Source organism: Pseudomonas sp. JZ134, assembly GCF_051027695.1.
GTDB lineage: Bacteria > Pseudomonadota > Gammaproteobacteria > Pseudomonadales > Pseudomonadaceae > Chryseomonas > Chryseomonas luteola.
In genome coordinates, this window is sequence record NZ_CP069250.1 from 2,355,142 (window position 1) to 2,379,375 (window position 24,234).

Below are 24,234 nucleotides of genomic sequence, written 5' to 3' on the forward strand. Positions count from 1 at the left end.
CTCATTGAATGGGATTTTTAGTTAATGCGATAGAGCGTGATAGAGGCGTTGCAACGGTGATCGCCGGTATCAGCGAAGCCACTCGCAGAGCCCTTTCAACTAAAAGAACGCCAACACAAACGCCTGACGTATAGCATTGCACACAACTAAAAGAGAGCTTTGAGGCGGCACCGGTTCCTTGGATAGCGACGAGTGGTGCGTGCCCTGCAAATGATCACAGGGCACCTTCCGAAAATATCAGGCGTTGGAAGTCTTGCCAATGGCGCCTAGTACATATTGAGGCAGCGCAAAGGCACCAATATGGATGTCGGCATTGTAATAGCGCGTAACAATGCTGGAGGCTGCGAAACGTTCGCGTAGGGTATCTACCGGCACGAAACGTTTGCCAGCGTCTCGGCTGCCCCAGGCAAAGGTCATCGCGCCGCCAATGTAGGTCGGTACGGCAGCCTGATAGAAATGCCAGTCAGCAAAGAGCCCGTTGACCCGGCTTGCTGTGGTCTTCACTTCGTCAAGCTGCATGAAGGGCGTGCCGTTCTGCGTGACCAGGATTCCACCTTCATTCAGGCAGCGATGGCAGGCCTGATAAAAGTTTTCCGAGAACAGTACTTCACCCGGGCCGATGGGATCGGTCGAGTCGGAAATGATCACGTCGAAACGGTCAGCTGTATTTGCCACGAAGCGCATACCGTCATCGATGACAAGGTTGAGACGCGAGTCGTCAAATGCGCCATTGGAGTGATTGGGCAGATAGGTTTTGCACATGTCGACCACGGCCGCATCGATTTCCACCATGGTGATGTGCTCGACACTCTTGTGCTTGGCCACTTCACGCAGGATGCCGCCGTCACCGCCACCGATGATCAGGACACGCTTGGCCTGACCATGGGCAAACAATGGCACATGGGTAAGCATCTCGTGGTAAATGAACTCATCGGCTTCGGTCGTCTGGATTACGCCGTCCAGCGCCATGACGCGTCCCATGCGGGCATTCTTGAAAATAACGAGTTGCTGGTGCTCGGTACGAACCTCATGGAGCAGCTCGTCCATGCGAAAGCGTTGGCCATAGCCGTCATATAGAGTTTCTAGATAATCTTTCATTGAGAGGTCTCCCGTTCCTCGGATGGGCGGAACGGAAAACGCCCGCCCTGGAAAAGGCGGGCATTGTAAGGGCAATGCGTGACGGTCTCCAGACGCGTTCTACTACCCTTTATGCGTTGGCGCCGATACGGACGTACTTCCGCGAGGACCCGCAAGCCCCCAGGCAATCAGCCCCACGACTGGCAGAATGATGATAAGCAGTGTCCAGAAGATCTTCTTGTTACTAGTGCTGTCGCTGCGAATGACGCTGACGATAGCCCAGATATCCAGCAAGAAGACGATGAAACCGATGACACCGCCTATAGTTGAGTTAATCATGGGTGCTCTCCAATTCAGTTCCGGTAAAATTGGGACTGCGCACCCGAGGCGGTAGTTCGCCTTAAACGACCGAATGTCGCTGATACCTCTTTTGTCAGAGCGTCAGAGGGTCGATTTCAGCAAAGTTTTTCACGCAAGGGTGACCGGCCAGCTCGCCGCCCTCGCGAACCAGGCCACAGGTTTTCATACCGGCAGACCGGGCAGCATCCAGCTCCTCGACAACATCCGATAAGAAGAGAATTTCATCTGCCTGATGCGTGGTTGCGCTGGCGATACGGCTATAGGAAGCGGCTTCACGCTTGCCTCCGGTCATCGTATCGAAGTAGCCGGAAAACAGCGGCGTCAGGTCTCCAGCCTCGGAACAACCGAAGATGAGCTTTTGCGCCTGCACAGAGCCGGAAGAATAGACGTAAAGCGCAATCCCCAGCGCATGCCAGCGCCGAAGGGCTTCGACGGCATCCGGATAGACGTGCCCTTTCAGCTCGCCGGCCTTGTAGCCCTGTGCCCAGATCATGCCCTGCAAGGCTTTGAGCGGTGTAACCTTACGATCCTCAGCGATCCAGCCCAGCAGAATCTCGATGACGCGCTCGGTGTCGGCAGTCAACTCCCCGGCCTCGGCGCGCACCGCATCCAGCTGCTCTGCCACTGCCACCTCCTGAGCATGCTCACGCACATAGCCCGGCAGATGCTTGGCCGCAAAAGGAAACAGGACATCAAAGACAAAGCTGACCGCGCTGGTCGTGCCCTCGATATCGGTCAGGATAGCGCGAATGGTCATGCATCTGCCTCCAGGCGTGGAAAACGGGAAGCAATGTCTTCCCCAGTGAACTGGGCGATCCATCCCTCAGGATTATTGAACAGCCGGATCGCAACGAAGTTAGGCTCTTCGCTCATATCGAACCAGTGCGGTGTACCGGCGGGCACTGAAATCAGGTCATTCTTCTCGCACAGTACGGCATAGATATATTCGCCGATATGCAAGGTAAAGAGGCCACGCCCGGCCACGAAAAAGCGGACCTCATCCTCTGCATGACGATGCTCGTCCAGAAACTTGGCGCGCAGCTCGGCTTTCTGAGGATGATCAGCCTTCATGCTGATCACATCCACGGTCTGATAGCCGCGTTCCTGGATAAGACGATCGATCTCGGGACGATAGGCGGCAATCACTTCTTCCTGGCTCGCCCCCGGCGCTACAGGCGCCGTGGCCTGCCAGCGTTCGAATCGAACGCCTACTTCGGCCAGCGTTGCCGCGATATGGTCGCTCTGGGTCAGGACCTTGTTGGGCTGCTCGGGATGGGACTCATGGTAGACAGTCAGGCGGCTCATGTCCGGATACTCAATATTTTAAGTTCACATTCGAAAAGAAACTCGAACGCCTCGATCTGGCGCAAGGCATCGCTCATACGAGCCCCCCAAGTATAGAGACCATGACCACGAATCAAATACCCCACGCAGTCTGGATGCGTGTCGAGCCATGTCTGAACATGCGTGGCAAGCCGGGCGATGTCCTGATCGTTTTCAAAGATCGGTACCAGTACCCTGCCCTCGTGGGTCGTGATACCGCTGAAGGCCTTCTGCAGCTCATAGTCATGCAATACCAGCGCCTCGTCGGCAACCATCCGGGACAGAACCGTGGCATTAACCGAATGCGTATGCAGCACCGCGCCAATCTCCGGCTTCCATCGATACAGCTGGGTATGCAGCAGCGTTTCGGCCGACGGCTTCTTGCCGGGCTCCAGGCTGTTACCTTCCAGGTCCGTTACGAGCACATCATCCAGGCCCAACTGTCCCTTGTGCTTGCCTGAGACTGTAAGCAACGCGCGGGTTTCGGACAGCCGGGCAGAGTAATTGCTACTGGTTGCTGGAGACCATCCCCGACTGTAGAGAAACTGACCCGCCTCAATGATTTGCTGCGCCAGCAGCTCCCGATGATTCATCATGATGTCGATCTTCCAAACGCGTAATGATCATGCATGCCCCCACCAGCGCTGCCAGGCTGGCGAAGCCGAATGTCCAGGCAGGACCCAACACCTGCCAGCTATAACCGGAGTAAAACGCCCCCAAGGCGCCTCCGGTTCCCGACAGTGCAGCATACAATGCCTGCCCCTGCCCTTGATGTCTGTTTCCGAAACGGCGCTGGATGAAATGGATCGCCGATGCATGAAAACAACCAAATGTAGCCGCATGAATGACCTGGGCAAAGAGCAGAACCCCTAGGTGATCGGCAAGATGACCCAACAGCAGCCAGCGCAGCGCTGCAAGCAGAAAGCTGGCCGCAAGTACCTGTCTCAGGCTGAACAGGGTCAACAAACGAGGCATGACCAAAAAGATCAGCACCTCCGCCACAACCCCTACTGCCCACAAGAGACCGATCGTGCCGCGAGCATAACCCAGGCTTTCCAGGTGTATCGTTAGAAAGGTGTAATAAGGCCCATGGGAGAGCTGCATGAGGCAGGCCCCCAAATAAAAAGCCATGATGCCCGATTGACGCAGACAACCCATGAGTCCGCCTTCGCTTCCGCTGTTTTCCAGTTTTACCGCAAGAGGCGACGGAACCCAGATACTGCCTATGACAATACCGGCCATGATGACCAGCAGGCCGGCTGGGTACAGATCAAGACTGAAATGCTCGAACAGCTTGCCCAGCCCTACCACTGCTGCAATAAACCCGACGGATCCCCAGAGGCGAATGCGGCTATACAGCGAAGCCTGTTCACGCAGGTGTGCCAGGGTAATGGCTTCAAACTGTGGCAGCACCGCGTGCCAGAAGAACGCATGGGCCGCCATGACCAAGGCGAGCCAGGCGTAGCTATGACTGAGGTAGATTCCCGCAAAGCAGATGAGCGTGCAGCAGGCGCCGAAACGAACAATGGTTAACCGCTTACCGGTACGGTCGCCCAGCCACCCCCACAGATTAGGCGCCAGGCAGCGCATCAGCATAGGAATAGCGACCAGTTGACCGATATGCTCGCTGGAAAACCCCAGATGATGAAAGTAGAGCGACAGAAACGGCGCCGTTGCGCCCAACAAGGCGAAGTAGAAGAAATAAAAACTGGACAGACGCCAATAAGGAATCGGCATTGACTCATGTGTATTCATGCAGTGCCCGAGCAGGCCGATACAGCTGATCAGCGGCGTGCCTATTCATGCAGCTGCCCTCAACGGGCAGGCTGCAGTTGAACCTGTCTATAGGCTGATAAGCCCGCAATCAGAGCTGACCCAGGACAGGCGTTCCTACGTGTACATCCGCATTCTGGGCACGATGTCGCAGGTAGTGATCCATCAGGACGAGCGCCATCATCGCCTCGGCAATCGGGGTGGCCCGAATGCCAACGCAAGGATCGTGGCGGCCCTTGGTTATCACATCAACGGGCTGGCCATTCACATCGATGGAGCGGCCAGACGTGGTAATGCTTGAGGTAGGCTTGAGCGCCAGATGCGCTACGATTGGCTGCCCCGAGGAAATGCCTCCCAGTACACCGCCGGCGTTGTTGCTGAGAAAGCCTTCGGGGGTCAGCTCATCGCGGTGCTCGGTGCCCCGCTGCGCTACACTGGCAAATCCGGCACCAATCTCAACGCCTTTCACGGCGTTGACGCTCATGAGTGCATAAGCCAGCTCGGCATCCAGGCGATCGAAAATCGGCTCACCCAGGCCCGGCGGAACGCCGTCGGCCACGACCGTAACCCGGGCACCTACCGAATCCTGATCGCGACGCAGCTGATCCATGTACGCTTCCAGCTCCGGCACCTTGTCTGGATCAGGACAGAAGAACGCATTCTCCTCCACACTATCCCAGGTCTTGAACGGAATTTCGATAGGACCGAGCTGGCTCATGTAGCCCCGGACACGGATGCCCTTGGTCGCCAGAAACTTCTTGGCAATGGCGCCAGCCGCAACCCGCATGGATGTTTCACGAGCAGAGCTGCGGCCACCGCCACGGTAGTCACGCAACCCGTATTTATGGTGATAGGTATAGTCCGCGTGAGCTGGGCGGAACAGGTCCTTGATGGCAGAGTAGTCCTTTGACTTCTGGTCGGTGTTGCGAATCAGCAAAGCGATAGGCGTACCCGTGGTGACGCCTTCGAACACGCCAGACAAGATCTCGACCTCATCCGGCTCCTGGCGCTGGGTAGTATGCCGACTGGTGCCCGGCTTGCGACGGTCCAGATCATGTTGAAGGTCAGCCAACGCCAACGGCAGCCCCGGTGGGCATCCGTCTACAATCGCGACCAGCCCGGGCCCATGGCTCTCGCCAGCCGTGGTAACAGTGAACAATGTGCCAAAGGTATTGCCGGACATGTCGCAAAGCTCCGCAGAATCGATGGACCGGAGCCTATCCAGCGCCGGCACAGAAAGCGAACGAGTATACCTTCTGGCTTTCCCGAGTTCATCTTTAGAACCCTAACCGTTACGCTGCGTCCAATTACGGGTTACCGGAACCGTCCGGTGCCCTTTGTTTATGGTCATGAGTGCTGTGATGTCCCGCCTGTTTGTTCTGCTGTGTTGCCTTCTGACGCTACCCGCATTCGCGGCCAGGGGGCCGATCCTGTATCACCCTATCAACCTTGAGACGGCCAACGGAACGCTGTATGGCAGCCTGGTCATGCCGGAAAGTCACAAGCCACAGCCGGTAGCTCTTATCATTGCAGGTTCCGGGCCTACAGACCGTGACGGCAATAACCCCATGGCGCGTAACTTTGCCTTGAAGCGCCTGGCCGAGGCCCTGGCTGAGAACGGTATTGCCAGCGTTCGCTATGACAAGCGTGGCGTCGCACAAAGTACGCCTGCTGCGCCACGAGAAGAAGACTTGAGCGTCCCACGCTATGTTGCAGATATCGTCGCGTGGTCGAAAAAGCTCCACTCAGACCCGCGTTTTACAAAATTGATCCTGATCGGCCATAGCGAAGGCGCCCTCATGGCCAGCCTCGCTGCCAACGATGCAGGTGCCGATGCCCTGATTACCTTGTCGGGAAGTGGCCGCCCTATCGACGACGTGTTGCGCGAGCAATTGGCAACCAAGCTGTCCCCTGCGCTGCTGGCCAGCGCACAATGGATCATGGATCAGCTGGATAAAGGCCAGATGCAGCTTCAAGTACCGGAGCCCCTGATGGTGCTGTTTCGCCCTAGCGTTCAGCCTTACCTGATCACCCTCTTCCGGGAGAATCCCGCCCAGGCCTTCGCTCAGGTCAAGGCTCCGGCATTGATCATCCAGGGCAAGCATGACATTCAGGTAGACATCAAGGATGCCGAGGCGCTTAAACGGGCAAGGCCCGAGGCCGAGCTGGCGCTGATTCCAGGCATGAACCATATGCTCAGAATCACGCCAGCCAATGTCGAAGCTCAGCTTTCCACCTACAACAACCCGGATCTTCCATTAGCGGGCGAATTGGTGGAGCGAATGACCGCCTTCATTCAGGAAAAAGTCTCTAGTCCACGCTGATTTGGCCGATATAGCGATTTGAATTACCCCATGCGGAGGTAGAAAAGGATCGCGGCCATGACTGAAACCGATATTGAAGAACCCACTACCGCCGAGGAAACCGCCCCTGAGAAGCAGACGCATCCCTGGGCCGAGCTCGGACCGGAACATTTTTACCTGCTGCGTCTGACACCGTTGCCCACGGATCGTATTACCGGGCCTCGCCCGCTGCGCTTTGTGCAGTTTGGCAAGACCGAACGGCATGGAGACGATCTGAGCGTTTTATCGTTGAGCATTCAGCTGCCCGGACAGCGCGTTCACCGTGATCAAAACTTCCTGAATATCTGGGCTGATCACGAGAACAAGGAGATCCGCTTCACCGCCGAACCCGGCGGACTTGAAGGCGGACTGTTGCAAGTCGAGCCATCCAATCGTGGCCTGGGCCGCTTTCTGTTGGCTCAGGGCATTGCATGGGCCAAGACCAAGTGGGGCCACTACAAGGTGGCCAACCTTGATCTGCCAGCCCGTGATGGATTTGTCGAGGAGATGCGCAAGCGCCGCGACCATGCACTGGAAGCTCAGGGTTTTACCCTTACCTATCTTGAGGGGCAAACCCTCAAGGCCATCTGTAGCGCGCCCAAGGCCAGCGAGCTGAAAAGCGAATGGAACATGGATAAGGTGCAGGTGCTTTCCCTGCTGGATGTAGGCAGCATGCTGGAACAGGCGGACAAGAACCTGCATGAGCGTGACCTCAGCGTGTTCAAGCTGCAGGAGCAGATTGCCGCCTACCGTCGTGACGATGCGGGCCTGAAGTTCACCATGGCATGCCTGATGGCGTTCTGCCTCTTCGAGGCCGGGCTGCTGATCTGGATGGTGTTTCATTGAGTCAAAAGGCTTCAGGCGTTACAGCTACGCCTGAAGCCGATGTTTTTATCGGCACTCTTTCGGTACGTAGTTACCGGGATTGAGAACCGTCCTTCCAGGGCGGTCAGTCCGAGGATAAAAGCTACGCTTTGGTTAAATCTCCGACCGCTTTGCGGGGCACTTTAGCGTCCAAGTGCTTACAGGAACATCAGCAATCACCAACGCTGACCGTTGCGCTGCAACTCCAACCGGCGGATGAACTCCTCCAGGATCAACGCATACAGATCATCCTTCAGGACGGCATCCTCGATCCCTGAGTCGATATTGGGATTGTCGTTGACCTCGATGACCGCCATTCGCTCGCCCGCCTGCTTGAGATCAACTCCGTACAGGCCGTCGCCGATAAGGTTGGCAGTACGAACCGCCAGCTCGACCACTTCATGAGGTGCCTCCTGAATGGGTACGGTACGAAAGTCACCACTGCTCTCGACCGCACCGGCGCTGTGATCGTAGATCTGCCAATGCCCTTTCGACATGAAGTACTGACAGGCAAAGATCGGCTCCTGGTTGAGCACGCCTATGCGCCAGTCATAGTCGGTATAAAAGAACTCCTGGGCCAGGAGCAGCACGGAGCGCTCGAACAACTCGGCGCTCGCCTTGTTCAACTCCTCTTGATTGGAGACCTTCATAACGCCACGCGAGAACGAACCATCCGGAATCTTTAGCACCAGCGGAAAGCCCAGCCGCTCCCCTACCGTTGCCAACTGGGCGGCATTGTCCTTGTACAGAATTTCCGTCTTGGGCATGTCCAGCTTGTGTGCTTTAAGCAAATCCGCCAGATAGACTTTATTGGTGCATCGCAGGATCGAGCGGGGATCATCCATTACCACCAACCCCTCGCTTTCCGCTTTTTTGGCGAAACGATACGTGTGATGATCGATGGCAGTTGTCTCACGGATAAACAGCGCATCGAACTCCGAAAGGCGTGAGTAATCCTTTTTCTCGATCAACTCGACATCAATTCCCAGGCGCTTGCCAATCCGGACAAAGCTTTTCAGAGCCTTGGCATCAGAAGGCGGAAACGCTTCTTTCGGGTCATGCAGGATAGCCATTTCGAAGCGATATTTTTCGCGTACGCGCGGCTTGAGCCAGACCTGTCGACTAAAACCATCCAAGGCATTGGCAAAAAGGTCTTCCTGAGCTTCGTGCAGCTTGTGTATGGCTCCCAGCTTGACGCCCCCAATATGCCAGCCCTCACGATTGCGGCGAAAATCCACGAGCAGCAGTGGACTGGGGAAAGCTTCAAACAGCTGGCGGGCCAGATCCTGCAAGGCTTCGATATCGGTTCGCCCAAAGTACAGGGTCAACGTGAACCCATCAGCACTGGCGTAGGGATGGCCCTTCAAGGCCTTGCTCAGTAACCTGTCGAGATCTTCCAGCGCCAGGTTATAGATGGATTTACGGGAGAGCTCACTGATCGTGCGAACGGAAGGAATTACCTTGTGACCCCGGGCCTCTGCCAGTAATGAGCAGTAATACCCGTGCCCCAGGTACTTCTGGTTACGGCACAGGTTGATGACCTGCACACGCTTGCCGTTATCTTGCTCATTTGACTGCTCAAGGTATTCCTGGGCAGTGATAACGTCTTCGCTCGGATAATAGGATGACCAATCCTCCTTGCGCTCGACGATGATATACAGCTTGCTCACAACACCTCCTCGGTGCAGATAATCGCCTTGGGAGCCTATTACCAACGTTCCTGTCAAACGACTCAGGTTCGGTCTGTACCAATTGATGGACAGACGAAAACTACGTAACACAGCCTCCATTAACCGCGGCTTAACCGCACTGCTGAGGACCGAGCGACTGTCTTTGAGGCGCTTGACCTGGCTAGGGATTCACACAAATGAATTTCACGCTACGCCCTGCTGTTCACGAGGACCTCAACGCACTGGTTGAGCTGGAGAAACGGTGCTTTGAATACGACCGCCTTTCGCGGCGCAATTTCCAATGGATGCTGACTCGAGCCAATGCCTCTCTCACGCTGGTGGAAGAGGCTAGAAATATCCTGGGGTACGCCTTGGTTCTGTTTCACCAAAATACCTCCCTGGCGCGGCTGTATTCCATTGCCATCGACCCGGCAGCTCGAGGGCACAAGCTTGGGCAGCGCCTACTCGAGGCTGCGGAAGCCTGTGCCATTGAGCGGGACTGTGCGTACATGCGTCTGGAGGTGCGCCCGGACAATACTGCAGCCATTGCCCTGTATGAACGCAATGGCTATCTCCCCTTTGCAACCGTCGATGACTATTACGAAGATCACAGTCAGGCGCTGCGCTTCGAGAAGCGTATCCGGCAGCCCGGTGAAGGCCGGCTACGCAAGGTACCTTTCTATAGACAGACCACGGATTTCACCTGCGGCCCGGCCTCGCTTCTGATGGCCATGGGCGCGCTGGAGCCTGGACGCCCGCTGGAGCGTTGGGAAGAGTTACGTCTCTGGCGTGAGGCTACCACCATTTACATGACCGCCGGCCACGGTGGCTGTGGGCCACACGGCTTGGCCCTGGCCGCCCGACGCCGCGGCTTTCGTGTGAAGTTACAGGTTAACACCCGCGGCCCTCTTTTCCTGGAAGGCGTACGCAGCGAAGAAAAACGTGACGTGATGCGGCTGGTGCATGAGGACTTCAGCCGGGAGCTCAAACAGACTGATATTGAACGCCTGATTCGAACAAAGCTGGATATCCCGCAAATCATTGCCGATGGTGGTCTGCCATTGGTGTTGATCAGCAGCTTTCGCCTTATCCAGACCAAAGGCCCTCACTGGATCGCTGTAACCGGTTGCGATGAAGACTTCATTTACTTCCACGACCCAGACGTAGACCATAGCCAACATCGTCGGGAGCTGGACTGCCAACACATTCCGGTCAGTCATGCCGAGTTCGACAAACTCAGCCGCTTCGGCAAGAGCAAGCTGCGGGCTGCAGTGATCCTGTATCCTCCAGCCCCAGTGAAAAAACCGGTAGCGTAAGGGCAGTAGCGTACCGCTTCAGCGCCATAAGCCGGCTTCAATTTTAAGGTAGAAAAAGACGCTTGGTAACAACATTGACGCTGTTTCTAAAACGGAGCTCCTATGAGCACTTGGGTTCTTCTTGTGGTGACCCTTTTGAATACAACCAGTCCTCATACCGATAAGGGCAGCTCGCCCATGGTCGCCATGCAGGAGTTCAATTCTCAGAAAACCTGCATGGATGCGCGGACCCAGCTGATAAAAATGAATCCCTCCATCAGTGCGTCCTGCGTTCTCAAGTAACCGGCCCCTCTGACATAGCATGGCAAGCTGCCCAAAAGCGGCTAGGACGCCTGCCAGACGAGTTCTGGCAAATGAGTCAGCACACTCGACACCCTTTTCGGGTAATTTCCACCGTTTTGTATGCTGCTGGCGGTGCGCTGCCGGGCACATGCTGCACGAAACGCTCCTTCGCCAACTAGTATTACCCAGGTTGCACTGTCAGGGTAAAAAGCGTCCCGGCCTATCGTATGGTCAGATGCTTGTCATCCAGCGACGTTACCGCGTTGATGGGTCGATCCGACGTCAGAAAAGCACGCATGTCCGCCCCGCTGGGTTGTTGATAGATACGAAGCCCGAATTCCGGCAGGATCGCCAGCAAATGATCGAAAATATCGCTCTGGATATTTTCGTACTGCGCCCAGATCACCGTATTGGTAAAGCAGTACACCTCCAGGGGTAAACCGCTGGAAGTAGGATCGAGCTGGCGAACCAGTAGGGTCATGTCCTGCCGAAGGCCGGGATGGCTACGCAGGTAACGCTCCACATACACCCGAAATGTACCCAGGTTGGTAATGCGACGTGTGTTGACAGGTTCCTGCCCGCGCTCAGCCAGCTTTTCGTTCCATTCATTCAACTCCTTCTGCTTATTATCCAAATAGTCCGCCAGCAAACTGAAACGATGCAGATGCCGATACTCATCACCATCGATGAAATGCACGCTCTGCTGGTCCAAGAACAGGCTGCGCTTGATGCGGCGACCGCCGGATTCCTGCATACCGCGGTAGTTCTTGAACGCATCGGAGATAAAGCGTTTGGTGGGAATCGTGGTGATCGTCTTGTCGAAGTTCTGCACTTTGACCGTGTGCAAAGCGATATCGATGACATCCCCACTGGCGTTGAGCTGGGGCATCTCTATCCAGTCACCGATGCGCACGATGTCCCCGGATGAGATCTGTACGCTGGCCACCAGTGACAGGAGCGTATCCTGGAAGATCAATAGCAGCACAGCAGCCATCGCGCCCAGTCCGGACAGGAGAATCAATGGCGAGCGATCAATCAGCGTGGCGATGATCAGAATGGATGCCAGGCAGAATATGCCGATCTTGAGGACCTGGATGTACCCCTTGATCGGCCGGAATCGCGCATCGGGACGGCGCTGGTAAACCGCATTGACAATATCGAGCAGATTACTGATCGCCAACACGATAGTAAGGATAATGAACGCGCTACACACGTTCCCAACTACTGTGACCAATGCTTCCGGCAGTCCGGGTACCGCGACGATACCCGTCGACAAGATCAGAGCCGGCACCACATTAGCCAGGCGCGCGATCATCGGGGTATTGGTGACCTCACTTTTAAGACCCAGCGAAGCACTGCTTAATAGCCGGTAAACACCCTTCACCAGAATACGCTTCACAATCCAGTTACATAGCCAGGCAGCCAGCAGCAGCAAGGTCAGGCAGAACAGCGTGTAAAGCTCGGGATAGTTCCTGAGCCAGTTTAACGAGGCATCTAAATAAGTAGTCATAATCTTTGCTTTTTAGAGTCGCACCATCCTGATCCGGACGGCGGGGAGGCGTTACGGTAGCAAAATGCAACCGGCTTCTGTATGACCGGCGACAAACCGGCGTTACCTGATCCGGCATGGCCGTATCGTTGAGCCGCTAAAGACATTTCGGAGGAAGCGGACTATGCTGCGGTGGCCTTTTCCGTATAACCACAACACCACGGACCCGGCCATGACTCGACCTTTGCGCAAACGCGATCCGTCGTATGAACTGATGGACGATCTTAGCGGCCATTCGGTGATCTACCGCGAGCACGGTTTCCCCTGCCCTCTGGTTCGCTGGCATTTTCACAAGGAATACGAGCTGCATCTGATCATAGCCAGCTCGGGCACAGCCTTCATTGGCGACTATATCGGCAGCTTTTATCCTTACAGCCTGTTCTTGACCGGTCCTAACCTGCCCCATAACTGGATCAGCCAAGTAGCGGAAGATGAGGTCGTCGACAAGCGCGACATGCTGGTTAACTTTACCGATGAGACGCTTGAAAACGCGGCGACAGTTTTTCCTGAACTCAATGCACTGAACCCGCTGCTTGAGCGCGCCCGTTTCGGCATTCAGTTCCACTGTTCGCGCACCATCAACGAATCGGCAGATCTTCTGCAGCGTATTGCCGAGACGCGGGGTGCCAGCCGTCTGGGTCACTTTTTCGTACTGATGGAACTGCTGGCGACCTGTGAGGATTATCACCTGCTGAGCGGCGCGCCGATTCGTTCGGAAGACGACGAACATACGCTGGACCGTACCAACAAGGCGCTTAACTTCATCTTCGAGCGCTATACCAGTGAGCTCACGCTTGAAGAAGCAGCAGAGCACCTGGGCATGACGCCTACCTATTTTTCCCGCTTCTTTCGCAAGGCTACCGGGCGGTGTTTTATTGAATTCGTGAACAGCCTGCGTATCAGCAAATCCTGCGAGCTGTTATCGCAAAGCGAAAAGGCCGTGACAGACGTCTGTTTCGAGTCAGGCTTCAATAACATTTCCAATTTCAATCGCCGCTTCCAACAAATGAAAGGCATGACGCCTACGCATTATCGGCGCCTCACGGTAAAACGCTTGACCGAGCAGAACGTATAAACCGGGTCCAGGCGACTGCTCATTGCCTGCCAATACCTTGCAATTTCTGTCACGCAGGCTCAACGCCAAAAACGCGCCAAGCCCTACTGCAGAGCGTTCTGTTGCTATTTCACACGCAAAGATCACTCGCTAACAAGTGCAAAAAAGTATCAGTCTGAGTGTGTTTTCGCATTTGTCTACCGCTTAACTTAAGAGGTGTAATCAATCGAACACGCTCCTCCTGTTTCGCAGTCTGGGGGTTAAAACAACAATAAGAGCTTCTGTCGCTACGGCGCAGAAGGGAGTGCGACATGAACATGCTATTGAAAGCGCTTTTCGCTACAGCCGGAATTTGTGCCGTCACCTATGCTCAGGCCGCCACGGTCACCATCGCTACCGTTAACAACAGCGATATGATTCGGATGCAACGGCTCTCCAAAACCTTTGAAGAGCAGCATCCGGATATCAAACTCAATTGGGTAGTCCTTGAAGAAAACGTACTTCGCCAACGTCTGACGACTGACATTGCCACGCAGGGCGGTCAATTCGATGTGCTGACCATTGGCATGTACGAAACCGGTCTCTGGGGCGCCAAAGGCTGGCTGGAACCCATGAAAGACCTGCCAGCCGACTATGATGTGAACGATCTGTTTCCTTCGGTACGGGAAGGTTTGTCCGTCAAGGGCACGCTGTATGCCTTGCCGTTCTATGCGGAAAGCTCAATTACCTACTACCGTAAGGACCTCTTCAAGGACGCCGGGCTGACCATGCCCGAGCAGCCAACCTGGGAACAGCTCGGTGAATTTGCCGCCAAACTTCACCATCCCGACAAGGATCAGTATGGCATTTGCCTGCGTGGCAAAGCTGGCTGGGGTGAAAACATGGCGCTGATCGGCACCATGGCCAATGCGTTCGGTGCACGTTGGTTCGATGAAAAGTGGCAGCCGGAATTCACTGGCCCGGAATGGACCAAGGCCGCCAACTTTTATGTCGATACGATGAAGAAGTACGGCCCTCCCGGTGCGTCCAGCAACGGCTTCAACGAAAACCTGGCGCTGTTCAACAGCGGCAAGTGCGCCCTATGGGTGGATGCCAGCGTGGCCGGGTCTTTTACGACCGACAAATCGCAAAGCAAGGTGGCTGACCAGGTGGGCTTTGCCGCCTCCCCAACGCAGGTAACCGATAAAGGTTCGTCTTGGCTTTATGCTTGGTCCCTGGCGATTCCTTCCAGCTCCAAAAACAAGGAAGCTGCACAGTCCTTTGTAACATGGGCGACGTCCAAGCAATACGCCACCTTGGTAGCTGACAAGGAAGGTATTGCCAACGTCCCGCCAGGTACGCGCAAGTCTACATACAGCGAGGCCTATATGCAGGCCGCACCCTTCGCCAAGGTATCCCTGTCCATGCTGGAAAAGGCCGACCCGGCGCATCCCGCTGCCAAGCCTGTTCCTTATGTGGGTATTCAGTACGTAACCATTCCTGAGTTCCAGGCTATCGGCACCTCGGTGGGCAAGTTGTTCTCGGCGGCACTGACCGGACAGATGCCCGTGCAACAGGCGTTGCAGGCTGCCCAGCAGTCGACCTCTCGCGAAATGAAACGCGCGGGTTATCCCAAATAGCTTAACCGGTTCGGCGTGGCCGTAATGGCTACGCCGCTTCAGGACAAGCCTGGCCTGACAGCTTTCTGGATGGCCGCCCTGTAGACCTCTCGCTGCAACGGTTCGGAGCGACTGTCATGAGTACAACCACGTTGAAAAGCCCCGTCTCTACCCAGGCACGAGCTCGTGAGCACACCGTTCGCAAGCGCCGGACCAGCCCCGGCTGGTTTCTGGTCAGCCCGTCGGTCCTGCTGCTTCTGCTCTGGATGATCGTGCCACTGGGCATGACCATCTACTTTTCGCTAATTCGCTATAACCTGCTCTACCCCGGTGAGAATGACTTCGTCGGTCTGGAGAATTTCGAATACTTCATCACCGACACCGGCTTCATGCCGGGCATGACCAACACCCTGCTACTAGTGGGGAGTGTCTTGTTGATCAGTGTGGTCCTGGGCGTACTGATTTCAGCGCTTCTGGAAGCCACCGAGTTCTGGGGGCGTGGGATTGTACGGGTCTTTCTGATTTCCCCCTTCTTCATCATGCCTACCGTCAGCGCACTGATCTGGAAGAACCTCATCTTCCATCCGGTTTCAGGCATTCTCGCCGCCGTCTGGAAGTTTTTTGGCGCACAGCCAATCGACTGGCTGGCAAATTACCCATTGCTGTCGATCATCTTGATCGTGTCCTGGCAATGGCTGCCCTTCGCCATTCTGATCCTGATGACCGCCATGCAGTCGCTTGATCAGGAGCAGAAAGAAGCAGCACGGCTGGACGGTGCCGGCCCGCTTGCTATTTTTTGGCACCTTACCCTGCCCCATCTGGCGCGTCCCATTGCCGTCGTGGTGATGATCGAAACGATCTTTCTACTTTCGGTCTTCGCTGAGATCTTTACCACCACCAGTGGCGGCCCTGGCTTCGCGTCTACCAACCTTGCGTATCTGATCTATAACCAGGCGCTTCTGCAGTTCGATGTAGGCATGGCCTCGGCAGGCGGATTGATCGCTGTCGTGATCGCTAATATTGCCGCCATCATCCTGGTTCGGATGCTTGGCAAGAACCTGACCCAACAGTGAGGATGCGACCATGATGACGCTCAAGCAATCTCGTCGCCTGCACAGTGCCATTCTCGGCACGCTGGCCTGGATCATTGCGCTGGTGCTGTTCTTTCCAATCTTCTGGATGATCCTGACCAGCTTCAAGACTGAAATCGATGCCTTTGCAACCCCTCCGCAGTTCATCTTCATGCCCACGCTGGAGAATTATCTGCACATTCAGGAGCGCAGCGATTACTTTCATTTTGCCTGGAACTCCGTCGCCATCTCCTTTGGTTCTACGGTGCTGGGCTTACTGCTGGCGGTTCCAGCGGCGTACTCCATGGCCTTCCATGAGACGCGCCTGACCAAGCAGACATTGCTCTGGATGCTTTCGACCAAGATGTTACCGGCCGTAGGCGTTCTCATGCCGATCTACCTGATGACCAAGAGCCTGGGCCTGCTCGATACCAAGCTTTCGCTGATCATCATCTACACGCTGATCAACCTGCCCATCATGGTCTGGATGGTCTACACCTACTTCAAGGATATTCCGAAGGACATCCTGGAAGCTGCTCGCCTGGATGGCGCCACCACTTTTCAGGAAATCGTCAGGGTTCTTCTGCCCATCAGCAAAGGGGGCCTGGCGTCGACGGTCCTGCTGTCGCTGATCCTGTGCTGGAACGAAGCGTTCTGGTCACTCAACCTCACCTCGTCCAACGCCGCGCCACTGACTGCCCTGATCGCGTCCTATTCAAGTCCGGAAGGCTTGTTCTGGGCCAAGCTGTCTGCCGTCTCGACACTGGCCTGCGCACCTATCCTGATTTTCGGCTGGATCAGTCAGAAGCAACTCGTACGCGGCCTGTCCTTCGGCGCCGTCAAATAAGAACAAGAGGATTTTCCATGGCTACGTTAAAGATTCGTAACCTGCGTAAAGGCTTTGACTCCATCGAGATCATCAAGGGTGTCGACCTGGATATCAACGACCGTGAATTCGTGGTGTTTGTCGGTCCTTCCGGTTGCGGCAAGTCCACGCTGCTGCGCCTGATTGCCGGCCTTGAAGATGTTACCAGCGGCACCATTGAGCTGGACGGCCGTGACATTACTGAAGTCAGCCCCGCCAAACGGGATCTGGCCATGGTATTCCAGACCTATGCGCTTTACCCCCATATGACGGTGCGCAAGAACATGTCGTTCGCGCTGGATCTGGCGGGAATTGCCAAAAGCGAAATAGAGAAGAAAGTTGACGAGGCGGCACGTATCCTCGAATTGGGTCATTTGCTTGAACGCAAGCCTCGCCAGCTTTCCGGCGGCCAACGCCAGCGTGTCGCCATTGGCCGCGCCATCGTACGCAATCCAAAGGTCTTTCTCTTCGACGAGCCCCTGTCCAACCTGGACGCTGCCTTGCGTGTCCAGATGCGCCTGGAACTGGCCAGGCTGCACCAGGAACTCAAGGCGACCATGATCTATGTCACCCACGATCAGGTCGAAGCCATGACACTGGCAACCAAAGTGGTAGTGCTCAACGGCGGCCGTATCGAACAGGTCGGCTCGCCGCTGGACCTCTACCATCATCCTGCCAATCTCTTCGTCGCAGGTTTTCTGGGCACACCCAAGATGGGCTTCCTGAAAGCCAAGGTCATCCATACCAGCGCTCAGGTGACGGAAATCGAGCTAGCCAGCGGGCCTCGACTGCGTCTGCCACGTGACGGCAGAGCATTGGCAGTCGGCCACGAAGTCACCCTAGGTATTCGCCCTGAGCATCTCGTCATAGACCCTCAAGGTCAGCTGCCCGTGGTCACGGACGTAACCGAGCGCCTGGGCAGCGACACCTACTGCCACATGACCACGCCGTCTGACGAACCCCTCACCGTACGCGTACCGGGAGACTTTTCCGGTGCTTATGGCGAGCGGCTCAAGCTGGCCGTTGATGTGAGCCACTGTCATCTCTTCGATGAGCATGGGCAGGCCGTAAGCCGTGCCCTGCAACAAGCCGCCTGATCAACTGAATTCGCGTGGCTCAATAGGGCCACACCTGGAGACACCTGCATGAAACTCAATCGCCAGAATCTTGCACAGCTGACAGACCCGGTCCGCACGCCAAGCTACGTGCCATGTCAGACCCGGCATGGCATTGCTCACATCGGCGTTGGTGGCTTTCATCGAGCCCATCAGGCCATCTATACCGAAGCCCTTCTCAATCAGGGCGAGGCGCTGGACTGGTCCATTTGTGGGGTGGGATTGCGCAGTGAAGACCGCGCCATGCGCGACACTCTAGCCGAGCAGGACTATCTCTATACGCTTTTCGAGCTGGGCGACACGCCAGATCTTGAAGTCCGTGTTGTGGGGGCAATCAGCGAGATGCTGCTGGCAGAAGACAGTGCTCAGGCACTGATCAATAAACTGGCCCATCACCATATTCGCATCGTTTCGCTGACCATCACCGAGGGCGGCTACTGCATGGACGATAGCACCGGCGAGTTCAACGATGAACTTCCGCTGGTCCAGCATGACATCGCCCACCCGGAAAATCCTAAAACGGTTTTCGGGTTTCTGCTGGCGGCCTTGTGCAAACGCCGTTGCGAAGGCATACCCCCTTTCACCATCATGTCCTGCGACAACATTCCTCATAATGGCGACGTCACCCGGCGAATGCTGCTGTCCTTTACCAAACTGGTAGACAAGGAGCTGGCGGACTGGATCGCCAAAAACGTCTCCTTTCCTAACGCGATGGTCGACCGTATCACCCCTATGACCAGCACCGCGCACAAGCAAAAGCTAAAGGACAGCTACGGCATCGAAGATGCCTGGCCGGTTGCGTGTGAGCCCTTCATGCAATGGGTACTGGAAGACAAATTTGTCAATGGCCGACCGGCTTGGGAAAAGGTAGGTGTTCAGTTCACTGACGACGTTACGCCCTATGAGGAGATGAAAATCAAGCTGCTCAATGGCAGCCATCTTGCCCTTACCTACCTGGGTTTCCTCAAAGGATATCGTTTTGTTCACGAGACCATGAATGACCCGCTATTCGTTCAGTACATTCGTGATTACATGAACAAGGATGTTACCCCGCAACTCGCCCCTGTTCCCGGTATTGATCTGGAAGCCTACAAGGACAAGCTGATCGAGCGCTTTTCCAACCAGGCGATTGCCGATCAGCTGGAGCGCGTCTGCTCGGATGGATCGTCCAAGTTTCCCAAGTTCACCATTCCCACTATCAATCGTCTGATTGCTGACAAGCAGAATCTGGATCGCGCCTCCCTCGTCGTGGCCGCCTGGGCGCTTTATCTCAAAGGCGTAGACGAGCGCGGCGAAACCTACCGTATTCCTGATCCCCGCGCCGACTTCTGCCAGTCCCTGGTCAGAAACGATCAGCGCCTAACCGAGCAGCTGCTGGGGGTTGAAGAAATCTTTGGAACCTCTATCCCAAAATCCGCCGCCTTTATTGCCTCCTTCGAACGTAACCTCGCCAGCCTGAAAACCTTAGGCGTAGAGAAAACTCTGGAAAATCTTCTGAAGTCAGACAGGTGATCCCCAGGCTCTAGAAGCAAATGCATCTAGGGCCTTTCAGTACGAACAACAGCGAGACTACACATGTTTCTTGGTATTGATTGCGGTACACAAGGCACCAAGGCCGTCATTCTCGACTCAGCTACGGGCCAGATCCTGGGGGAAGGTTCCGCGGCCCACGACATGGTCAGCGGGCCCAACGGTCGTCGTGAGCAGTTGCCTGAACAGTGGGTCCAGGCATTTGAAACGGCTACACAGCAAGCACTCGCTCATGCTGGCCTGCCAGGAAACGCTCTCCGGGGTATCGGAATATCAGGTCAACAACATGGGCTGGTATTACTTGACAGTGAAGGCCAAGTGCTCCGCCCTGCCAAGCTGTGGTGCGACACCGAGTCAACGCTAGAGAACGAGGAGCTGCTCGATTACCTGGGCGGACCTGCCGGTTCGCTGGAACGTCTTGGTATAGCCATTGCGCCGGGCTATACCGTATCCAAGCTTCGATGGACACAAAAATACTTTCCCGACCTCTTCGCCCGCATCGCTCATATTCTGCTTCCCCATGACTACCTGAATTACTGGCTCACCGGCCGTTGCTGTACCGAGTTTGGCGATGCGTCAGGGACAGGCTACTTCGATGTGCGGTCCCGGCAGTGGGATAACGACCTGCTTCTACACCTTGATCCGACTGGACGCTTGATGAAGGCTCTGCCTGAACTCATCGAGGCCCATCAGCCTGTCGGCACGCTGCTTCCACCGGTTGCCAAGCGGCTGGGTCTGAATGAGCACGTCATCGTATCCAGTGGCGGTGGGGATAACATGATGGGAGCAATCGGCACCGGAAACAGTCAGGAAGGCCTTATTACCATGAGCCTGGGCACTTCCGGAACGGTATACGCCTACTCTGCTAGCCCCCGCGTTAGCCCGCATGCATCTGTCGCAACGTTTTGCTCTTCGACTGGCGGCTGGCTGCCGCTGATCTGCACCATGAACCTGACAAACGCAAGCGGCGCGCTGCGCGAGCTTTTAGACATCGACCTGCACACCTTCAACCGCCTTGTCGAACAGGCACCCATTGGGGCTGAGGGTATTACGGTTCTACCTTTCCTGAACGGCGAGCGCGTCCCTTCCCTGCCTACTGCTACGGCGAGCCTGCTGGGCCTGACCGCCTCCAACCTTACCCGTGCCAACCTGTGCCGTGCGATGATCGAAGGCGTAACCTTTGGCCTGCGCTATGGGCTGGACTTGCTGCGCGGCACCGGCATGCACAGCCAGACTGTTCGCCTGATTGGCGGAGGAGCCAAAAGCCCTGTCTGGCGGCAGCTGGTGGCAGATATCATGGATACGCCGGTCATCAGCACCCTTCACACCGAAGCGGCGGCCCTTGGCGGTGCCATACAGGCAGCATGGTGCTGGTCTTCTCAGCATGACTCGGCAGACACCCTTGAATCGCTGAGCAAACGCTGCGTGCAGCTGGACGACGCGTCGCATGTCTCTCCTGATCCCGACCGCGCGCGCGCCTATGAAGCTGTCTACCAGCGTTATCGGCACCAGCTCCATGCCTTGCATGGCGAAGTACTTGGCATCCATTAGTCTTTAAAAGATGAACCTCCTACTGCCGAGCCCGTCCTATTAGATAGGCACGTCAAAAAACATGAGGATGTGGTATGCAAGTCCAAGTGAACACCAATCAGATCGAAGGCAGTGCCGAGCTGCAAGAATGGGTAGGTTCTGCTGTTGTCGATCGCCTGGAGCGTTTCGAAGATCTCTTGACCCGCGTTGAAATTCACTTGAGCGATGAGAATGCTCAAAAATCCGGAGCGGAAGATAAGCGTTGTCAGATCGAAGCCCGCCCCAAGGGGTACCGCTCGATCTCAGTGACTCATAAAGCCGAAGCGCTAGACCTTGCCGTAGATGGCGCTGCAGAAAAAATGCGACACGCCCTTGAACACCTCACCGGAAAACTTGATGCAAAGGTTACGTCTACCGGCCACATCGACGACCCGATTAATCTGGAAGATTCACAGGAATTTACCGACTCGCTTCTGCAGGACGACTTCCTGGCCAAGCAGGCAGCGCTAGGTAAGGAATAACGTATCTCCCACCTTGCCGCGAGAGAATTGTTTCCTCTCGCGGCTTTCTTATCGATAGTGTCCAGCCTGGCTATACTGCGACTTCATTTCAGTCAGTGTATTAGTTCATCATGGATACGCAGGTTCGAGTTGCTCTCATCGGTTATGGCTTTGTAGGGGAAATCTTTCATGCCCCTCTCATCGAAAGCGTCGATGGCCTTCTTCTGACGCATATTGCCTCTCGCCAGCTCGATAAGATTCGCTCTCAACGCCCTCATATCAATGTCATCAGTGATTATCACGCTGCAGTAACGCATCCTGAGGTCGATCTGGTGGTCCTGGCCACGCCCAACGATACCCATGCAACACTGGCTGAAGCAGCCTTGCGAGCGGGTAAGTATGTCGTGGTGGACAAGCCCTTTACACTGACGCTTCGCGAAGCGCGCCAGCTGGCAGACATTGCTCAGGCAGAAAATAGATTTCTGTCCGTTTTTCAGAATCGCCGCTGGGACAGTGACTTCCTAGGCGCTCAGGAGCTAATAAACAGCAATCGTTTGGGTGAGATCGCCGTGTATGAATCACGTATCGAGCGCTTCCGGCCCGAGGTTAGGCAACGCTGGCGTGAAAGTGATGGACCGGGTAGCGGCCTGTGGTACGACCTGGGGCCGCATTTGGCGGATCAGGCACTCTGCCTGTTTGGTGTACCGCACCGTGTAACTGCCCAGCTTGTAAAGCAGCGGCAAGGCGCACTGGCGGATGACTGGTTTCACGTCGTACTCGACTATGGACGTACTCAGGCGATCCTGCAGGCCGGAATGTTGAGCGCTGGAGGATCGCCCCGCTTCATGATCCAGGGTACACAGGCCAGCTGGCTGAAGCGTGGCGCCGATCGTCAAGAGGACGCATTACGTCAGGGTATTTTGCCGGGCGGAGAACATTGGGGCCTGGATGAGGATGCCGGACAGCTGTTCCATGCCGATGGCACTCAAGAGCTTGTAGCGGTGCCCACAGGGGATCATCGTCGTTATTACCAAGGCGTGATCAGTACGTTACGGGGTGAGGCAGAAAACCCGGTTACGCCAGCCCAGGCGTGCTCACTCATGGCTGTCATCGAGGCTGTCCAGCGTTCCGCAAAAGAAGGGATCAGCGTTGTGCCCGACTTTAGCGAAGCCGAGCGCAACGCTTGGCGCTGATCAGCGAGCACGCGCCTCCAGGGTCTCGGCAATACGCGCCGGGACCGCTTCCAATGCCGTCTTAACCTTGCGGGTCATTCGACGCTCGATGAATTCAAAACTGAGCCATGACAACACGAGAATGATCGGCAAGCACAGCAGCAAGGTTTCATAGGGATTCAACCCCACCTGATGATGTAGCCAGTAGTCGCCCAGCCATAGGACGATGACGTGGATGAGATAGACCGAATAAGACCAATCACCCAACGCCTTGAGAACCCGATTACCCGCAAACAGTGGCTCCATTGCGATGCAGCTGGCTACAAGCAAGGCGCTGAAAACACCCCAAGTCAGCAAACGCCAGTCATTACCGGCATCAAAATGCAGAATCGTGGCTATCGAAAATCCTGCAACCAGTGGCGCTACCTTCAGACTTTGCGGTATGAACCCCTTTCGGTACAGCACACCGATACCCATGCCCAACAAGAACTCATACATGATGGGATTATGGTAGAAATGGCTGATAAAAGGCTGCTCTGCTGACGCAACGCTGACCCCAACCACCAGAAGCGATACAACCCAGAGTCGCCAGCGTTCCGGCACTTTGAATGACAGTGCAAACAGCAGATAGAACAGCATTTCATAATTTAACGTCCATCCTACCGGCAGCGTGGGATACAAACCGAATCCTCCGGGATTCTGGCTCGGAATGAAAAACAGCGATAGCAATAGCTCCTTGCTTGCCACTCCATAAACAGGCATCACATCCGCCGCAAAATAAATGATGGCAGCGGTAATACCGGTATAAAGCCAATAGGCGGGCACTATTCGCGCGATCCTATTCACCATGAACCGGAACGTGGGCATGGCTCGACCTGCTGTCGAGATATAGATCACGAACCCACTGAGCACAAAAAAAATATCGACTCCCACTTGCCCTCGCGTTGAGAGCAGATGGCCGACCAGGGTGTCGGACCGGAAATCAAAGAAGACCTGCATGAAGTGATGAAACACCACGAGCCAGGCTGCCAGAGCCCTTAGCGCTTGAAGCGAAACCAACATTGAAAGCGTTTGCCTCCTTGAAGCCCATTGATGCGGATAGGACTGCTGCAGCATCAGCCGCTCTGACAGCACATTTTCGGTACTGATTAGGCAACGCTGACCTGTTCAGACAAACCTTAGAGGCTAATCCGCCCAGGGTCGACTCTCATCGACCCTCAGGGTTTCAAGTTTTGGCCCGCTTC

At 55.7% G+C, this 24,234-nt stretch carries 23 protein-coding genes and 1 pseudogene; 13 read left to right on the top strand and 11 right to left on the bottom strand.

From position 1 onward, the window contains the following. Positions 1 to 237: 237 nt before the first annotated feature. The 7 genes from speE to aroC all read right to left on the bottom strand — a co-directional run bounded on the left by speE (position 238) and on the right by aroC (position 5,716). Positions 238 to 1,098, bottom strand: coding sequence for a polyamine aminopropyltransferase (gene speE, locus JQR86_RS10970; RefSeq protein ID WP_434153571.1), 861 nt, complete (start codon positions 1,096 to 1,098; stop codon positions 238 to 240). A 102-nt stretch (positions 1,099 to 1,200) separates the two neighbouring features. Beyond that, a complete protein-coding gene (locus JQR86_RS10975; protein WP_010798005.1) occupies positions 1,201 to 1,416 on the bottom strand; it encodes a PLD nuclease N-terminal domain-containing protein in 216 nt (71 codons plus the stop codon). Between the two features lie 94 nt (positions 1,417 to 1,510). Continuing rightward, positions 1,511 to 2,194 carry an acireductone synthase gene (gene mtnC / locus JQR86_RS10980; RefSeq protein WP_434153572.1) on the bottom strand — a complete coding sequence of 228 codons (684 nt, stop codon included), beginning with the start codon at positions 2,192 to 2,194 and terminating at the stop codon, positions 1,511 to 1,513. Further along, positions 2,191 to 2,742, bottom strand: a complete 552-nt coding sequence (locus tag JQR86_RS10985; RefSeq protein ID WP_150347592.1) for a 1,2-dihydroxy-3-keto-5-methylthiopentene dioxygenase — start codon at positions 2,740 to 2,742, stop codon at positions 2,191 to 2,193. Before JQR86_RS10985 ends, mtnC begins: the two co-directional genes overlap by 4 nt. Further along, entirely contained in the window at positions 2,739 to 3,356 is a 618-nt protein-coding gene (locus tag JQR86_RS10990; RefSeq protein WP_010798002.1) for a methylthioribulose 1-phosphate dehydratase, read from the bottom strand. Before JQR86_RS10990 ends, JQR86_RS10985 begins: the two co-directional genes overlap by 4 nt. After that, on the bottom strand, positions 3,316 to 4,497 hold the full coding sequence (locus JQR86_RS10995) for an MFS transporter (protein ID WP_434154893.1): 1,182 nt from the start codon (positions 4,495 to 4,497) through the stop codon (positions 3,316 to 3,318). The genes JQR86_RS10990 and JQR86_RS10995 overlap by 41 nt, the downstream gene beginning before the upstream one ends. A gap of 127 nt (positions 4,498 to 4,624) precedes the next feature. Next, entirely contained in the window at positions 4,625 to 5,716 is a 1,092-nt protein-coding gene (gene aroC / locus JQR86_RS11000) for a chorismate synthase (protein WP_019365091.1), read from the bottom strand. 175 nt (positions 5,717 to 5,891) lie between these two features. Here aroC and JQR86_RS11005 point away from each other — a divergent pair, with 175 nt between their 5' ends. Both JQR86_RS11005 and JQR86_RS11010 read left to right on the top strand, forming a co-directional pair. Beyond that, the gene (locus JQR86_RS11005) at positions 5,892 to 6,857 is read left to right on the top strand and encodes an alpha/beta hydrolase (RefSeq protein ID WP_312270965.1); all 966 of its coding nucleotides are present in this window, start codon (positions 5,892 to 5,894) and stop codon (positions 6,855 to 6,857) included. Between the two features lie 57 nt (positions 6,858 to 6,914). Next, positions 6,915 to 7,721, top strand: coding sequence for a hypothetical protein (locus JQR86_RS11010; protein ID WP_312507898.1), 807 nt, complete (start codon positions 6,915 to 6,917; stop codon positions 7,719 to 7,721). A 194-nt stretch (positions 7,722 to 7,915) separates the two neighbouring features. Here JQR86_RS11010 and JQR86_RS11015 read toward each other — a convergent pair whose 3' ends face one another. Next, positions 7,916 to 9,409, bottom strand: coding sequence for a RimK family alpha-L-glutamate ligase (locus JQR86_RS11015; RefSeq protein WP_019365094.1), 1,494 nt, complete (start codon positions 9,407 to 9,409; stop codon positions 7,916 to 7,918). A 197-nt stretch (positions 9,410 to 9,606) separates the two neighbouring features. Between JQR86_RS11015 and JQR86_RS11020 the strand changes: the two genes are divergently transcribed. After that, complete coding sequence (locus JQR86_RS11020) at positions 9,607 to 10,725, top strand: GNAT family N-acetyltransferase/peptidase C39 family protein (RefSeq protein WP_434153573.1); 1,119 nt, start codon at positions 9,607 to 9,609, stop codon at positions 10,723 to 10,725. A gap of 102 nt (positions 10,726 to 10,827) precedes the next feature. Next, positions 10,828 to 11,007 carry a hypothetical protein gene (locus JQR86_RS11025; RefSeq protein ID WP_122042806.1) on the top strand — a complete coding sequence of 60 codons (180 nt, stop codon included), beginning with the start codon at positions 10,828 to 10,830 and terminating at the stop codon, positions 11,005 to 11,007. Positions 11,008 to 11,083: 76 nt separating this feature from the next. On the opposite strand, the pseudogene JQR86_RS11030 reads toward JQR86_RS11025, so the two are convergent. Further along, a pseudogene (locus JQR86_RS11030) lies at positions 11,084 to 11,173 on the bottom strand (CatB-related O-acetyltransferase); the annotation flags it as partial. Between the two features lie 54 nt (positions 11,174 to 11,227). Continuing rightward, on the bottom strand, positions 11,228 to 12,517 hold the full coding sequence (locus JQR86_RS11035; protein ID WP_416613508.1) for a mechanosensitive ion channel family protein: 1,290 nt from the start codon (positions 12,515 to 12,517) through the stop codon (positions 11,228 to 11,230). A 211-nt stretch (positions 12,518 to 12,728) separates the two neighbouring features. Between JQR86_RS11035 and JQR86_RS11040 the strand changes: the two genes are divergently transcribed. The 9 genes from JQR86_RS11040 (at position 12,729) to JQR86_RS11080 (ending at position 23,011) form a co-directional block, all read left to right on the top strand. Beyond that, positions 12,729 to 13,631 (top strand): AraC family transcriptional regulator, encoded by a 903-nt coding sequence (locus tag JQR86_RS11040; protein WP_434153574.1) that lies wholly within the window; start codon positions 12,729 to 12,731, stop codon positions 13,629 to 13,631. Positions 13,632 to 13,921: 290 nt separating this feature from the next. Next, on the top strand, positions 13,922 to 15,229 hold the full coding sequence (locus JQR86_RS11045; RefSeq protein ID WP_122042810.1) for an ABC transporter substrate-binding protein: 1,308 nt from the start codon (positions 13,922 to 13,924) through the stop codon (positions 15,227 to 15,229). A 116-nt stretch (positions 15,230 to 15,345) separates the two neighbouring features. Beyond that, complete coding sequence (locus JQR86_RS11050) at positions 15,346 to 16,281, top strand: carbohydrate ABC transporter permease (protein WP_434153575.1); 936 nt, start codon at positions 15,346 to 15,348, stop codon at positions 16,279 to 16,281. A gap of 10 nt (positions 16,282 to 16,291) precedes the next feature. Continuing rightward, complete coding sequence (locus JQR86_RS11055; protein WP_122042811.1) at positions 16,292 to 17,125, top strand: carbohydrate ABC transporter permease; 834 nt, start codon at positions 16,292 to 16,294, stop codon at positions 17,123 to 17,125. A gap of 17 nt (positions 17,126 to 17,142) precedes the next feature. Continuing rightward, the gene (locus tag JQR86_RS11060; protein WP_286788699.1) at positions 17,143 to 18,240 is read left to right on the top strand and encodes an ABC transporter ATP-binding protein; all 1,098 of its coding nucleotides are present in this window, start codon (positions 17,143 to 17,145) and stop codon (positions 18,238 to 18,240) included. Positions 18,241 to 18,288: 48 nt separating this feature from the next. Next, positions 18,289 to 19,770 (top strand): mannitol dehydrogenase family protein, encoded by a 1,482-nt coding sequence (locus tag JQR86_RS11065; RefSeq protein WP_434153576.1) that lies wholly within the window; start codon positions 18,289 to 18,291, stop codon positions 19,768 to 19,770. A 63-nt stretch (positions 19,771 to 19,833) separates the two neighbouring features. Continuing rightward, complete coding sequence (gene xylB / locus JQR86_RS11070; protein WP_434153577.1) at positions 19,834 to 21,339, top strand: xylulokinase; 1,506 nt, start codon at positions 19,834 to 19,836, stop codon at positions 21,337 to 21,339. 74 nt (positions 21,340 to 21,413) lie between these two features. Beyond that, positions 21,414 to 21,839 carry an HPF/RaiA family ribosome-associated protein gene (locus tag JQR86_RS11075; protein WP_010797985.1) on the top strand — a complete coding sequence of 142 codons (426 nt, stop codon included), beginning with the start codon at positions 21,414 to 21,416 and terminating at the stop codon, positions 21,837 to 21,839. Positions 21,840 to 21,949: 110 nt separating this feature from the next. Then, a complete protein-coding gene (locus JQR86_RS11080) occupies positions 21,950 to 23,011 on the top strand; it encodes an oxidoreductase (RefSeq protein WP_434153578.1) in 1,062 nt (353 codons plus the stop codon). On the opposite strand, the gene JQR86_RS11085 is transcribed toward JQR86_RS11080, so the two are convergent. After that, positions 23,012 to 24,052, bottom strand: coding sequence for an acyltransferase family protein (locus tag JQR86_RS11085; RefSeq protein ID WP_434153579.1), 1,041 nt, complete (start codon positions 24,050 to 24,052; stop codon positions 23,012 to 23,014). Positions 24,053 to 24,234 lie beyond the last annotated feature (182 nt).